Source organism: Jatrophihabitans sp. GAS493 (assembly GCF_900230215.1).
In the GTDB taxonomy this organism is placed as follows: Bacteria; Actinomycetota; Actinomycetes; order Mycobacteriales; family Jatrophihabitantaceae; genus MT45.
This window is the reverse complement of the sequence record NZ_LT907982.1, coordinates 4705731-4720092: the sequence shown is the minus strand read 5'-3', so window position 1 is coordinate 4720092 and position 14362 is coordinate 4705731. Positions and strand designations below refer to the sequence as shown.

At 63.4% G+C, this 14362-nt stretch carries 11 protein-coding genes; 4 read left to right on the top strand and 7 right to left on the bottom strand.

What is annotated here, in order from left to right; all coding sequences use genetic code 11:
• Nucleotide 1 precedes the first annotated feature (1 nt).
• Nucleotides 2-3097: a DUF3427 domain-containing protein gene (locus CPH63_RS21185; protein WP_197704482.1), complete on the top strand. Its 3096-nt coding sequence runs from the start codon at nucleotides 2-4 to the stop codon at nucleotides 3095-3097.
• Between the two features lie 36 nt (nucleotides 3098-3133).
• Here CPH63_RS21185 and CPH63_RS21180 read toward each other — a convergent pair whose 3' ends face one another.
• From CPH63_RS21180 to CPH63_RS21150, 6 genes are all read right to left on the bottom strand, one after another.
• Nucleotides 3134-3709, bottom strand: coding sequence for a hypothetical protein (locus CPH63_RS21180; RefSeq protein WP_157749718.1), 576 nt, complete (start codon nucleotides 3707-3709; stop codon nucleotides 3134-3136).
• Nucleotides 3710-3909: 200 nt separating this feature from the next.
• A complete protein-coding gene (locus CPH63_RS21175; protein ID WP_096304715.1) occupies nucleotides 3910-4731 on the bottom strand; it encodes a nucleotidyl transferase AbiEii/AbiGii toxin family protein in 822 nt (273 codons plus the stop codon).
• A 166-nt stretch (nucleotides 4732-4897) separates the two neighbouring features.
• Nucleotides 4898-5626 (bottom strand): type IV toxin-antitoxin system AbiEi family antitoxin domain-containing protein, encoded by a 729-nt coding sequence (locus tag CPH63_RS21170; protein WP_157749717.1) that lies wholly within the window; start codon nucleotides 5624-5626, stop codon nucleotides 4898-4900.
• Between the two features lie 469 nt (nucleotides 5627-6095).
• Complete coding sequence (locus CPH63_RS21165) at nucleotides 6096-6476, bottom strand: helix-turn-helix domain-containing protein (RefSeq protein WP_096304713.1); 381 nt, start codon at nucleotides 6474-6476, stop codon at nucleotides 6096-6098.
• 421 nt (nucleotides 6477-6897) lie between these two features.
• Complete coding sequence (locus tag CPH63_RS21160; protein WP_157749716.1) at nucleotides 6898-7860, bottom strand: hypothetical protein; 963 nt, start codon at nucleotides 7858-7860, stop codon at nucleotides 6898-6900.
• A gap of 650 nt (nucleotides 7861-8510) precedes the next feature.
• On the bottom strand, nucleotides 8511-9458 hold the full coding sequence (locus CPH63_RS21150; protein WP_096304710.1) for a sensor histidine kinase: 948 nt from the start codon (nucleotides 9456-9458) through the stop codon (nucleotides 8511-8513).
• Between the two features lie 223 nt (nucleotides 9459-9681).
• Between CPH63_RS21150 and CPH63_RS21145 the strand changes: the two genes are divergently transcribed.
• Nucleotides 9682-10950, top strand: coding sequence for an Hsp70 family protein (locus CPH63_RS21145; protein WP_172892265.1), 1269 nt, complete (start codon nucleotides 9682-9684; stop codon nucleotides 10948-10950).
• Nucleotides 10886-11152, top strand: a complete 267-nt coding sequence (locus CPH63_RS22505; protein ID WP_172892264.1) for a hypothetical protein — start codon at nucleotides 10886-10888, stop codon at nucleotides 11150-11152. Before CPH63_RS21145 ends, CPH63_RS22505 begins: the two co-directional genes overlap by 65 nt.
• A 55-nt stretch (nucleotides 11153-11207) precedes the next feature.
• Here CPH63_RS22505 and hutH read toward each other — a convergent pair whose 3' ends face one another.
• Nucleotides 11208-12806 carry a histidine ammonia-lyase gene (gene hutH, locus CPH63_RS21140; RefSeq protein WP_096304708.1) on the bottom strand — a complete coding sequence of 533 codons (1599 nt, stop codon included), beginning with the start codon at nucleotides 12804-12806 and terminating at the stop codon, nucleotides 11208-11210.
• A gap of 423 nt (nucleotides 12807-13229) precedes the next feature.
• Here hutH and CPH63_RS22500 point away from each other — a divergent pair, with 423 nt between their 5' ends.
• A complete protein-coding gene (locus tag CPH63_RS22500; RefSeq protein ID WP_172892263.1) occupies nucleotides 13230-14333 on the top strand; it encodes a class I adenylate-forming enzyme family protein in 1104 nt (367 codons plus the stop codon).
• Nucleotides 14334-14362: the final 29 nt, after the last annotated feature.

Genomic DNA, 14362 nt, shown 5'->3' with positions numbered 1-14362 from the left:
GGTGACCGACGAACTCAGCCCAGGTCTGTACGAGACGATCCTCGACGCGGCCCTAGACGAGCGCTTGGGTGACCTGGACCCGCTACTGGTGAAGCGCGGGGTGCTTCGCTCAGCTGATGCCTCTGATCGGATCGCGCAGCACCTGGCCCGTTTGCTGCGTCGAGCGCTTGACTCGGTGCCCGACGTCGACCGTGTTGCGGTCGGTGTTGATGTGCTCCGGCGGTTGTTAGGCGAGGTCGGTACTCGTATCCCGCAGAGCAATGCGGACGACGTGATGCCCCTTGCATCGGGGGAGACGCTTTTCGGCATTGGCGATTGGCGACCCGACGGGTCGGTCCGCATGCCGCTGGGGCCCCTCATCCCACTGCTGGACACAACCCTGTTGACCAACGCGCCGGGCGAGCCCCGGGTTGGGCAGCAAGTCCTGCGGGAGATCGAGTCGGCGGACGCTATCGATGTGGTGATGGCATTCGTCCGTCGCAGCGGGCTGCTTCCATTGGCGAACGCGCTGCGCGACCATTGCGCTCGTGGCAAGCGACTGCGCGTTCTGACGACCACCTACACCGGGTCCACCGAGGCGAAAGCACTGGAACTCCTCGCCGATCTCGGCGCTGAGGTCAGGGTCTCCTACGACCTCACGACGACGCGACTACATGCGAAGGCCTGGGTCTTTCATCGCCGCTCGGCGTTCAGCACCGCGTATGTGGGCTCGTCGAATCTGACTCACTCAGCCCAGGTCGCGGGGATGGAGTGGAACGTCCGGGTCTCGGGTGCTCGCAACCCGGACGTGGTCGACAAGATTGAGGCCGTGTTCGAGAGCTACTGGCAAGGAGGTGACTTTGTCCCGTATAACGCCGACGACTTCCGGGACGCACTAGCCCGGTCGGGGCGCGCAGCCGACTCGTCCGGGCAGATGATGAGCCCGGTCGAAATACGACTCGAGCCGTTCCAGGAGCGGTTACTCGAACTCATTGCGGTGTCTCGAGCCCGGGGCCACCATCGGAATCTGCTCGTCTCCGCAACCGGGACCGGCAAAACGGTGATGGCCGCCGTCGACTACACCCGGCTGCGATCGGCACTGCCGAGGGCTCGGCTCCTGTTCGTTGCTCATCGCGAAGAGATCCTTGACCAGAGCCGAGCGACCTTCAGGCACGCGATGCGCGACTACGCCTTCGGTGAGAAGTGGGTCGGCGGCGCTCGCCCAGCAGCATTCGAGCACGTCTTTGCATCGGTGCAGAGCCTGAGCGTCGCGAACCTCGAGCATCTGGATCCGGATCACTTCGACGTGGTGATCATCGACGAGTTCCATCATGCTGCCGCGCCGTCATATCATGCTCTGCTCGACAGATTGACCCCGCGAGAACTCCTTGGCCTCACCGCGACACCCGAACGAGCGGACGGACTGCCGATCCTGCACTGGTTCGATGATCGGATCGCGGCGGAACTTCGACTGTGGGACGCGATCGAGCAGCACCGACTGACACCGTTCGCGTACTACGGGATCCACGACGGGACCGACCTGACAAGTGTTCCCTGGCGCCGAGGTCACGGCTATGACACCGCAACCCTGACCGACGTGTACACAGCAGACGACGCGTGGGCCCGGCTCGTATTCCGGCAATTGGATGAACACGTCGACGACATCTTCACGATGCGCTGCCTCGGTTTCTGCGTCAGCGTCGCCCACGCCCAGTTCATGGCACGGCACTTCCGGGCGCTCGGGGTTTCGGCGGTCGCTGTATCGGGGGACACTCCGCGCGATGAGCGGCGCAAAGCGCTCCTGGATCTGGCCGACGGGCGGGTGCAGGTCATCTTCTCCGTTGACCTGTTCAACGAAGGTATCGATGTTCCGGCGGTGGACGTCGTCTTGATGCTTCGCCCCACCGAGAGCGCGACCCTGTTCCTCCAACAACTTGGCCGTGGATTGCGCACAGCGCCGAACAAGACGGTCTGCACCGTCCTCGACTTTGTGGGCTTGCACCGCACCGACTTCAGATTCGACCTGCGCTACCGAGGACTACTCGGCGGAAGCAGGCGAGAGCTCGAACAAGCGGTGGAGGTCGGCTTTCCCTTCCTGCCGGCCGGCTGCCATATGGAATTGGACCGCGTCACTCAAGACATCGTGCTACGCAGCATCCAGCGGGCGATTCCTTCGCGTTGGCCGGCTAAGGTTGCCGAGTTGCGAACTCTCACGGCGTCACGAACGCGCGTGACTCTCGTCGAATACCTCACTGAGACCGGACTAGAACTGTCCGACATCTATGCGAGCAATCGTGGATGGTCCGATCTTCAGGAAGCCGCCGGTGTAGCCGTGGCGCCCGCGGGCGCTAACGAGGTTGCGCTTCGTCGTGGCGTCGGCCGTATGCAGCACCTCGACGACGATCAACGGATCGCCACGCTGGCGGCGCTACTCAGGCGGAACGCGGTTCCCGACGCGGTGACCATGAGCGAAGTTGAACGGCGCCTGGCGCGAATGGTCATCGCGAACCTCTCCGACACGGTGCTGAGTCGCGACGCTTCACTACAGGACGGTATTGACCTGGTTTGGTCGCATCCGCAGATCCTGGCTGAACTATCGGACCTGCTCGATGTTTTGCGTGGCCGCATCGATCATCTGCACAGTGATGCGATGCCGGGCATACCCCTGCAGGTCCATGCACGCTACACGCGCATCGAGATTCTGGCCGCTGTCGGAGAAGGCACGGCCGCCAGGGCCCCACAGTGGCGCGAAGGGGTTTATGACTCGAAGGCTTCCCGATCCGATCTGCTGGCGTTCACCCTGGACAAGACCAGCGGCGACTTCTCGCCGACCACCCGCTACCGCGACTACGCGATCTCGCCGGAATTGATCCACTGGGAGAGCCAGTCGGGTACCCGAGCCGACAGCCCGACTGGCCGTCGCTACCAGAACCACGTGGCGATGGGCCGATCGGTCCTGCTTTTCGCCCGGGAGCGAGCTGACGATCGGGCCCTCTGGTTCCTCGGGCCAGCAACCTACGTGAGCCATGAAGGCGAGAAGCCGATGGCAATTACGTGGAAGCTGCGCACCCCGCTTCCCGGTGACCTCTTCGCAGCGTTCGCCGCAGCCATCGCCTGACCGCAACCGCTGCGCCGATGGGATTGCACCGACGCTCTACGGCGCGGCCGCTTCATCGATGGCTTGGGCCAGATCGGTGTATTCAATAGGGCCTCGGGCGAGCTGACGCACGCGAGACAACGCGAGTTGTCGCTGCTGGGTGGCGGCGATAATTTCCCGTGGTGCGACCCAAAACTGCCATGCGGTGGTGTCGAGAGCGTCGTAGTCGTCATGTGTTAGCGCGCCGAATAGAGCAAACACGTAGACATCTGCGTTGTAATCCGGCGCCGTCGTCGTGTTCGTGCTGGCGTCGAGTATGCCCGCGCGGAGGCCGCCGAAGATGATGCGGGACAAGCTGTGTTGTTGCCAGGACTGCAGATAGCCGCCGGATTTGACCTCAACCCGAAGGCCCTTGGAGGTTATGACGTCGCAGGAATCCCATTCGATACGAGGGCGGTGGTCCGCGCCTAGCGCTCGGGCGACGAGGAACTCCGCGAGCAAAGGCCGCGTGGTATTCGATCTGAGGTCCGACATCGCCCACGACCAAAACGCGGCTACTGAACAGTCAGCGCCCGGGATCGTTTCGCTGCCAGTCAGCAGCTGCGTCGGCGGAGGCACGAAGGGTAGCGGCACTAGAAGAGAATGTCAGCTACGCTCCGCAATTCCAAAGTCGCTCATGACCGTTCGAGCGTCGCGATCGATCAGGCGCCCCCGGAGCCGCCCTTCGAACTCGTCCCCAACAAGCGGGAGCGCTTCTGCGACGACCGCAGCCGCTCAAAGGCGACCCACCACTGTGAGTACGCAGTTATGGGGTGTTTGTGCGAGCACGGGCGTCACAGCCACCTTAAGGACGGATGCGACCACGTCCCCGAAGTCACGGTGCCGTCGAGGATGGGGTCGAGAAATTGACGCATCAACTCGGCCGCCGAATCGACGGTGCCGTAGTCCCGGCCGAACGAAGTCGACCGGATGAGCCGGGCGTATACGGCACCCCATCGGCTCGGGACCGCGAGTGCTGTGAAGGGTTGAAGGCGTCGGCGCTGTGACTCCGTCTGGATCGCTTCGGCGAGGGAGCTGGCCTCGATGTGCTGGGTGAGCGCGAGGACCACGAGATCGACGAGGTCGCGCTCGCGGCTGGAGGCGCCCGTGACGTACTCGGTCATGGTGGCGCAGACCTTGTCCGCTATCTGGTCCACGATTGGGTAGAGCCGGTAGTCGCAGGAGACGACGTTGCGCAACGGGAGTCGGTTTGCAGGCTCGACGACTTGGACTTCGCCGCTGACGCCGGCACTCACGACGAGGTCGACGTTCAGTCGGCCTTTGCCCGTCACCCCGAGATAGATGTCGAAGTTGACTCGGTAGCCCTCGGCATATGGCTGGCCCTCTCCGGCGACCGAGTTGGTGTGCCCGGCGTACTCGAACCGGAAGTGGTCACCGAGGTCGAGTTCCGCGAGACGACGTAGCTCCGCTAGCGCGGCGTCGAGGGTCAGGTCGGCGCGGTAAAGGTCCACGTCCTTTGTGGCACGTGTGTTTGGCACCCGCGCCAGCATTCCGGTTCCACCTTTCAACAGCCACTCGGACGACGTGCCTTCGGAGAACACCCGACAAAGAAACCGGTCGAAGTACACCTGCCTGATCCGATCGGTCACGCTCACCGGCGGGTCGGCGGTGTAAGTGTTCTACGCAGCTTGCTTGATCGCGGCGTCGATCGCCGCAGCAGTGGCGTAGGGCTGCGGTTCATCCATAGCGCGCTGCCTCCTTCATCGCCGGTTTCTGGGCTAGCGAGTCGACGATGTCCTCCAGTGTTTTGCGAGTCAACTCCTACGGCGCGGCGGCCGTTGCCGACTGGTCGAGAATCGCCCTTATTTTATTAGCCACGTCGGTAGCTGGAGTCTCTATATTGATCCCCGCGAGCTTGGTGAGATGTGCCCACAGTGCGGCTCCGTCGCGGCCGCGGAAGCCGTTACGAGCAGCGAGAGGTGCGAGCAGTTCAACGAGATGTTCCTCATCGAGCTTGCTCCGCGTGACCGCATCCCGAACGACGTCGGCGATGTTGGACAGGTCGTAGCGTTCCTCAACCAGATCGGCGATGGTCCGTTCCAGTCTGGTGACCGGAAGCCCCTCTTTGATGGTTACGTCATCCGGCTCGAGATGCCGGATACGGTAGCGCAGCTCGCCGCGCTGCGACTGCCTCCGGACTGGGGTGGTGAATTCCATGCGGTCTACTCGCAGATCGCCGATTCCGTGCAGCTCGGCGGCGGACGCTCCGGAGGCGGGTGTGCTCACATTCGTCGTTGCGCCCAGGCGCTGCTCGGCGAGCAGTTTCGGTTGGGTGCTCAGCCAGGCGGCCCGCAGCCCTTCGAACCGATCGCTCGGGGCGCCAGCTGCGCGGTACACCCCGTGCCCGAGGCGAACGATCTGCCCCCCGTCTGCCAGCCGGGCGAGGGTCACCCGGTCGACTCCGCGCGCAGTAGCCTGGGCGGATGTGAACAGGCCCCACTGGGCAGCCGCAAGTTCAGCCACCTCGCGGAGCGCATTATTCGATTTCACGCTTGAAATGTTACACCCGGAGTGTAACTTTTGAAGTTTTTGCTCTGATCGCGGAGGTTCTGCGGCGCCAGAGAGCCTCGGGCCCGGTCGTGCAGCGGTCTTTGGCGGACACGATTCAACTTGAGGGTGATGAGACGCTTGTCCGGTGATACGAGTGACCGTTGAACTGTGGCCTGACGGCACTGCGATTGATGCAAGCCAGCTCGGCCAAATGGCGATTGCGAACGTAACCCCGTACGACGATCCGGCGACCTACGTTGCAGCGGTCGTCGACGCCTCAGGAGAGCTCGTCTGCTCGCACGTCGTGAGGGAACACCGACGCAAGGACGGGTAGGCTGTGCTCGTCTCTCGAGCTCTTTCGCCGGAGACAATTGACAACTCCGATGAGGTCGACGAACTGGCGTCGAAGATCGCTGCGTATCTTCGCGGAAGCAAGCCCGCGGAGTGAACCGACACAGGTGGTCACTGCTCAGCTCTGGGACTCAAGGAACCGCTGAAGCTGCGCAACACTGACTCGGCGTGATCTCCCGATCGTCACCGATTCCAAGGCACCAGAGTTGATGAGCTCGTAGACCTTGGTGCGGCTGATGCTGAGGTACTTGCCGGCCTCGGTGGTATTGAGTAATTGTTGGGCAGGCGGGAACGTGGCGAAATCGGGGCGGGGCGCGGCGTTCGGTACCGCTTGGTCAAGTACCGAGCGGATCACTGTTGCCGACTCGAGCCAGGGCTGAGCGTCGGACGAATCACGAAGTCGTGCCCGAGCGCGGGCTTCGGCATCAGCCAAGCTGTCCGCCTCGACTACGACGTCGAGTGTGCGGAGTTGGCTGATCCAGATCTGGTAACGCGGCATGCTGCCTTCCGGTCGGCACGAATCATCTAGCGCCGGTCTCGGTGGCATTTGACGTGCTGATAGTCCGGCGTACAGCACTCGGTCGAATGTGACCTCAGGCAGTCCGCAAACAGTCCGCAGAAAGTCCGCGAGACGTCCAACTCTAGCGGGTTTCAGCCATCAAAATCCATCGTCAGTCAACACCTGCAACCCAGTGATTCTAGGGCCTAGAGGCACTTGACGTCCGATTTCGTTGACCTACGAAAGTGGCCAAGGTCGTCCTGGCAGTGTGGGGGTCAGGGATGATTCGAATCCCCTCAGCTCGACCATTTTTGTCTCGTAATTCCTGGCGTCATGACGCTTGCACAACTTCCTTACAGATCCCAGCAACGGGACGGGCGTCTACAGCCGTGCGCAGACATCGAAGAGGCTCGTTCAGAAGTCAGGTACTACATCGGTCCCGCAGACTGGGCCGGCAGGCCGCGAGTCGGAATGGGTCCTCCGAGCAACTCTTCGGCCTCGCTGACCCATTTCCCAGCCTGCGCCTGAATAAGCGGATTCCGCTGAGTGAGGGGGAGTGCCTCATTGCGTTGGATCGCCAGAAGCCGGCCCAGGATACGGTCCATATCAGGACTCTGAGCTTCTTTTCCGGTGAGCAGCTGTGACCGTTTGAGTCGGCGTAGGTTAAGTTCTGGAGCAGGTCACGGCTGGTCGTGGTTGCCGGGAACGTGATCTTGCCGGTCGGGGCATGGGCGATGTCGCCGTTGCGCACCTCCCTCCTCACCCGCGTGAGCAGGTCCTCTTCGCCGACGTTTGCATTCGTCGACACGCCGAGGTCAATGGGCCCGGCCGGATCGGTGTAGTCGACCGCGCGACCGTCCTGCAATGCCCTGTTGGCCAGCGACCTTAGATGTTTGAGCGTATCCGAGCTCGTCACGCTCGTGCTGGTGTGTCGCCAGCCTCCGCCGTCGTGTTGGTAGATGAATATTTCCAGCCCCTCTTCATTCTGATCGGGAATATGGGCCGAAGGCATATTGGCCGCGGAATGAGAGTGGGTTGCAAGGGCGGCCGCGATCAGAGCGGGCTGTCCCGGGACCAAACCAGCGTGTTCGAGCGCGTGGCCGCCTCCTATGTATATCCGTCCGAGATGTTGGCCGGTAGGGTCCCTCGGATTCACTCGCCGAGCTGCGGTGACTGTGACGCGGAATGCGATCAGGCCAGGCCGGATCGGGAAGGCCGTGCCCGTTCCGATCCCGGTGTCGCCGGGTGTGGTGGTCTGCGTGGGCTCATGTTCGGAGCGGGCTCGGTTGAGGAGCTGGTCCTCCAGGTCGAGTGGACCGAGAAGTGGGGGATCGGCGCTTTCGTGGCTGCGGTCGATCGCACGTCCCGCTTCGATGAGTGTCACTGCCGCGGAGCGACCGATCTTGACCGTTCGGGGGGTGAGGTCGTGTTCGGTGTGGCTCCACGACGTGCCGCGTCGTGCTGGTGGAACATTGCGCGGCGGTAGGTCGGGCTGATTGAGACGAGTACCGATTGTCCGACGGCCAACGCTGCGATATCGGCGAAGTGGTAACGACCTGCATATACCGAAACGGATTGATGAGATCGGATGGCGGTGAGCGGAAAGGTGATCATCCCGCGAGGTGCGGGGTCATCGTGCGCGCTGGCAACGTCGTTCTGAGCTAGAAGTAGCAGCGCGTCTTCGCGGCCTTTCGGTGTGTCTTCGACTGCAGGCAGCGTGGTTGTGTTGTGAGGTGAGGGATCAAGTTGCTCATCATGGAGCGGCTGGCTCGGACCGGGTACCACTCCTGCCCGATTCGTCGCCCCTTCGTCATCCTTGAAGTGCCCGCGGCCGGAATCAGATACAGAATCGATGCCGTCGTGCCGGTCGTGTTCGGGCGATAGGTCGCGTCCCGTGTCTGGCTGGGGGCTTCGGTGGTCGGTCAGTGGCAGTGGCTTGCTGCCTTCATCGGCACAGATCCCGAGTCGGGACGTCTGATCCGCGAAGCGGGCGAAGGCGGCGAAGTCGTCGTCGTAGTTGTCGTAGTAGTTGAATCATTGGCGGTTGGCTACGTGGCCGGAGTGGTCGCACTGATGCGTGGCTACCGTCCCGAGCTCACCCCGGCCGTAGGCATCGGTGACCCGGACGTGCACCATCGCACCCGGCGCATGCTTCAGCGCATTCGTGATCGCCTCCAACGCAATGTAGTGCGCAGTCACCTCGATCGCGGGGGGATAGCGCCGGGGCGGGTCATCGCCATCGGCGAAGTGCAACCGCGGCGTCTGCGGAACGACCGAGCGCAGGGCGGCGAGCAAACCGTCTTCGCGCAACGCGTCGGGGCTGACGTCGGAGACGGCGCGGGCGAGGGTGCGTTCGGACTCCTCCAAGCGATCGGCGAGCTGAGCGACATGAGCCCGCGCGTCGTCCCAACTCCTGTCATGGATCTCCTCGGCCAGGAGCGAGGTGCAAATGGTGAGCGCGACCAGTTCGTTCTGGGCTCCGTCGTGCAGGTCGCGTTCGAGACGTCGCCGCAGGACATCCATCCCCGCCGCCGCCTCGACCCTCAACCGGCCGATCTCCGCGACCCACACCTCATACTGCTCGCGGTCGGCCAGCATCTCGATGGATCGTTGGGCGAGCCGCCAAACCGGGGTGAGTTGATCAACGACGTCGGTGAGACGGGCGCGATCGCGTCGACCGATTCCGGAGACCACGATGACTCCTCCGGGCATCTCGAACACCGTCCCGGGCGGCCGGGAGATCGAGTCTTCGAGCCGGTACGTCGAGGTGGAGTCCTGCACCCGCCACACATGCTGGCCGGTCGCAGTATCTATTCTGGCGCCACCACCAGAGCTTCGGGCGGCACCGCCGGCCGGCATCATGAGCAAGCCCTTGCCCGAGCCCGCTTCGCTCAGAATTCGTCGCAGCAGGTCACCGAGATCGGGTGGTTCTGGGCCGAACCAATTGATCTCGGCGGCGGCGACGAGCAGATCGGTGAGCAATTCGAATTGGCTCGCAAGGTAGGCGTGACGAAAGGGTGTCGAGGGTTTTCTTGGCAACTAGACTTTCGTTGAGCATGGCACGGACGGTTGCACTCGCGGCGCGGGGACGAGCGTGGGACGGACGGAACGGGGGAGCTTGATGGTGGTTGCGGCCGGCGTGGATATCGGGTCGACGTCCTACAAGATTGCCGTAAGCCGCGCGGAGTCTGTTGTAGGTGCTGAGATGGTCGCGGTGCCGGAACCGTTGGCCGTCTTCGTTGCTGACGACGGCACCCTGATCTGTGGCACGGCCGCAGAGCGGGCCGGGGCCGCAGACCCGACCCGGCTCGTCCACAATTTTCGGGGGAGCCTTGGCGACCCTAGTCCGATTTTGATCGATTCGGCACCCTACTCCGCTGAGACGTTGTTGGCGGCGGTGTTGGCCTCAGCGCTCACCGAGGCGGAGCAGTTCGCGGGACGACGTCCTGAGCGGGTGGTCGTGACCTGCCCGGTGTCGTGGGGCGCGTTTCGACGGGAGCAGTTCGACGATGTTCTGGTGCTTGCCGGCGCCTCCGGCTGCGTGGTGGTCAGTGATGCACAGGTAGTCGCACGTCGCTGGTTTGACGCGCGAGGCGTTGCGGCCGGCCGAAGGATCGCCGTCTTCGACGTCGGAGGGGCCACGGTGGAAGCGGCGGTGCTGGAGTCGAGGGGCGCCGGGGCTGTACCGCACATCATCGGCGTCCCGGTCGGTTCGGATCGAGTCGGCGGCGATGCGATTGACGGATTGCTGGGGCAGCGGCTGAGCCGACTGTCCCCGCAGCAAGTGCGAGTGATGAAGCACGAATTGAGCGATGTGCAGCAATCGAGATCGCCCGACGGCGATGTGATCTCGCGAGGCGAGTTCGAGGAGTTGATCCGGCCGCTGTTGCGATCGGCACTGCAGGTTCTCAGTGAGGCGATCCGGTCAGCCGGGGCCGATCAGTTGGACGCCGTGCTGCTAATCGGGGGATCGGCCCGGATCCCTCTGCTTCTCAGCACAGTGCAGAGCTCTGTCGCCTGTCCGGTCGACGTCATCGAGCACCCAGACACCGTGGTTGCGCTCAGCGCCGCCGAACTCGCCGCAGACCCTGCTGAGGCCACCCTTCTCGCGTCTTCATCGAGGGCGTCGGTGCCGTCGTTGAAGTCCACAGTGCCGTCGAGGTCCGCCGGTTCACGCTGGCGCAGCCGAGCAGTTCTCTGGGCGGTTGCGGGCGTGCTGGTCGCGGTCTTGGTAGTCATCGTTTTGGTCAACCTCGGTCGCGGTTCAGGCCACCCGCCGGTCGCCGGCGCGAAGACCACTCCGCGCTCGAGTGCAGTCGCCGCCACCCCGGCCCGCTTCTTCCGATGCGACATCGGCTGCATCGACCGAAATACCCCGGGGCCCCGGACCGATGTCCACCTACTACGTCGTGCGAAACGAATACCAGGGGCAGCAGGAGTTCCTCTTCGAGATCGCCGATCGATTCCTCGGTGACGGTGATCGTCTCAATGAGATATTTACGCTAAACAAGGGGCGTCTGCAGCCCAACGGCAGCGCCTTGACCGACGTGAACGACATCGACGCCGGCTGGATTCTCGTACTCCCCCCGGACGCAGCGGGCTCCGGCGTGCAGCACGGCCCGCTGCCGTGTTGCTTCCCCACCCCGATACCCGCGTCGTCGCCGGCTACCAACTGACTCCGGCCACCAACCGGCGCCGGCGGGACCTGGCGTGGGCAACCGCCCGGGTTCGCTAGGAGCCGGCTGTGTCGAGGCCGGCCGCCGCGACGAGGGCGCCGGACTTGATGAGTGCCACCACGGTCTGAATGTCCCCATCCATACGGCGATCGGTGTCGGCGAACGGTACATACCGCCGGATCTGCCGGTAAACCGGGTGGGTGCGCGAACTCATCTGCTCGACCCCACGCAGGTCGAGGGCCTGACAGGCCGCGAGCAGGTGGATAGCCGCGACCTCGCGAGTGAGGGTGACGATCAGACGAGCATCACGCGCGGCGATAGCCGACATGCTGACCTTGTCCTGGTTGTGAGCTTCGGTGGATCGTGAGAACGTGCTGGCCGGGCCGGATCCCTTAAGTGCCTCTGCAGCCAAAGCTGAGGCGGCGATCTGCATTCCTTTGAAACCGTGGTTCAGGCCGGCCTCCCAGTGATCGCCCTCGCGCCGCGGAATCAGGTTCGGCGTCAGACCGTTGTTGAACTTCTCGTCGACCATGAGTTCAAGCTGCCGGTCCAACAGGTCGGCCACGCTTGACACCGCGACCTTGAGGGAATCCATGGCTTGCGCGACGTGGCCGGCGTAGAAATTCCCGCCACTGTGTACCGCGCCGCTGGCCACATCGAAGAGTGGATTGTCGGTGGAGGAGTTGATCTCCGTGTCGAGCCACGTCTCGACCCAGGTAAGGGTGTCACGAAGGACGCCGGCTACGTGGGGGGCACAACGAATCGAGTAGCGGTCCTGAATGCTGCGATTTGTGTGAGTATGCCCGCCGACGATCAGCGGATCGTTCATGTCGACGATCTGGCTGTGAGGCAGTGCAAGTTCGGAGTCGGCCAGCAAGCCGCGCAGGTTCGCCGCGCTGACCAGTTGGCCGGGGTGTGGCCGCTGCTGATGGATGAACGGGTCGAAATGGCCGCGGTTTCCAAGCAGGGCCTCGGACGCAAGGGCCGTGCAGATGTCTGTGATAGCCGCCAACTGGGCAGCATCGCCAGCAGCCAGCACTGCGTAGGCGGTGCTGAACGATGTCCCGTTGATGAGTCCGAGCCCGTCCTTCGCCTCGAGAACGATCGGCTTGAGCCCGATTTCGTCCAACACGTCGGCCGCGTCCCGGACGGTACCGCCATATCGCACCGGTCCTTCACCGATCACGACCGACGCGAGGTAGCAGAGCGGCACAAGATCGCCGCTGGCGCCGACCGAGCCACGCTCGGGAATCTCCGGTAAGACGCCCTGTCGCAGAAGTTCCAGGAGCCGCTCCACGATCGAGGGCTGGACGCCGGAGTGACCGCGGGCCAGGCAATTCGCGCGGATCAGCATCGTCGCACGGACGACCTCCTCCGGTGCCGCCGAACCCGTGCCGTTCAGGTGGTACCGAATCAGATTCCGTTGCAGATCGGCCGCCTTCTCCGGGGCGATCTGAGAAGTGACACTGTCGCCGAAGCCTGTGGTAATGCCGTAGATAGGCAGGCGATCGGCCATAAGCCGTTCCTTCAGTTCGCGCGACTGCTGTGCCGCAGCCATTGACTGCTCAGACGCTTGCAGACTTGTCGTCGGTTGCCGGGCGACGAGTTGAACGTCAGCCAAACTCAAGGTGTGTCCATCGACGACTACGGTCATACAGGTCCTTACGCCGCTTGGCCCAGGCGAACTTCGCTGCCAAATATACGGCTGGACGTCGCCGTGGGAAACCTTTTCGCTTAGCGCATGTTTTCGCGCGGCCGGGTTTGTAACCTTCGGTAATCGCCGTGGTTCCGTGTGTAGTCGATCTTGTCGAGATCGTCTAGTTGATCGATTGACGGCAAGCGGTCCATGGTGTCAAGATTGGTATACGAAGAGTGACACTTGCAATTCGGGAATTGAGCTTCCGAATTGCTACCTGACGACCCGAAATGCGTCGATTTAATGCGCAGGTCCGTTCGACTCACGTACCGTCGCGCAGAGACGCCCGCTGATGGGGGAGGAATGTCTGCGTCGATACCCCGAAGCGTCGATCCGGCTGATTTGTTGGGCCCAGGTCGGGGGTCCAGTCAGCTCGCCTGCATGCATTCGCCGCTGTCGACTTCGTCGTGGACGCTCGATTGGGGACGCTGTGCTGAGGGTGAACCGGCGGAGATTTTCCGCGCCCTGGTCACCGAAAATGTCGTGTTTTCGACGTCTGGCACTACCGGTGAGCCGATCGGCTGGTCTCGTACGCCCCAGCAGCTCTGGTCGGAGGCCGAGGTGGTAGCGAGGGCGATCGGCGCGACGGTCGAAGGTTCCCATCCCGATTCGGTTATATCGTTCGCGCCACCCTCGCATCTGTACGGCATGATGGCGACGGTGCTGCTGGCGTCAAAATTGCGAGTGCCTATCACTTATGTGGCCCCCGGTGACAGGCCTCCAGTTCTAGCTGCGGATGGGCGCTATATCGTCGCTGCAATACCGCCGACATTTGCGACATTGTTCAACCCGGCAATTGGCTGGATCTCCCCGAAGCAAATGACGGTTATCCATAGCACGGCCGTTCTTCCTGCGATTGGCGACTACTTCGCGCGTGGGTTCACCGATGAGCAGCGCTTAGTCGAAATATTCGGTTCGACGGAAACCGGGGCCGTCGCCACGCGTACGCACGGCCTGGATGAGCCGGACTGGACCCTCTGTTCCGACGTCGACTTCGCAGATCCGGTCGATTTGGCAGACCCGGGTAGAGCGAAGGAGGAACGACTGCTGGGGGTTCGCTCTCCACGGCTCGCACACCGCGGCTCAGACGGGCCGAGCGAGGCAGCGCGACGGCAGCTCACTTACCAGACGGGTGACTACATCACCCGCACCGGCGCACGGACATTCCGCTTCGCCGGCCGCCGTGAACGGCTGCTTAAGGTCAATGGCCGTCGGATCGACCTCGACCGACTCGAGCACCGCTTGCAGTCGGTTGTCGCTGACGGCGATGTCGCGTGCGTGCCGACTCTCGATCACGTGCGTGGCGAGGGGTTCGACGTCGTCGTGGCCGCGGGCCTGACGCTGAACATGGCCGCACTCCAGCGATGTCTGGCCGACTTCTCGGTCACCCCCCGTCAGATCAGAAGAGTCGATTCCATTCCGCGGTCGGCCACCGGCAAACGGCTACGACTGGCACCGGCGCGGGTGGCGGAAGTCGATCCGTGACGAGTAACGCGCCGCCCGAATGCGGGCAC

Coding starts and splice junctions, on each gene's coding strand:
- CPH63_RS22500 (WP_172892263.1), top strand. CDS start 13,230: ATGCATTCGCCGCTGTCGACTTCGTCGTGGACGCTCGATTGGGGACGC.
- hutH (WP_096304708.1), bottom strand. CDS start 12,806: ATGACCGTAGTCGTCGATGGACACACCTTGAGTTTGGCTGACGTTCAA.
- CPH63_RS21165 (WP_096304713.1), bottom strand. CDS start 6,476: ATGCCGCGTTACCAGATCTGGATCAGCCAACTCCGCACACTCGACGTC.
- CPH63_RS21145 (WP_172892265.1), top strand. CDS start 9,682: ATGGTCGCGGTGCCGGAACCGTTGGCCGTCTTCGTTGCTGACGACGGC.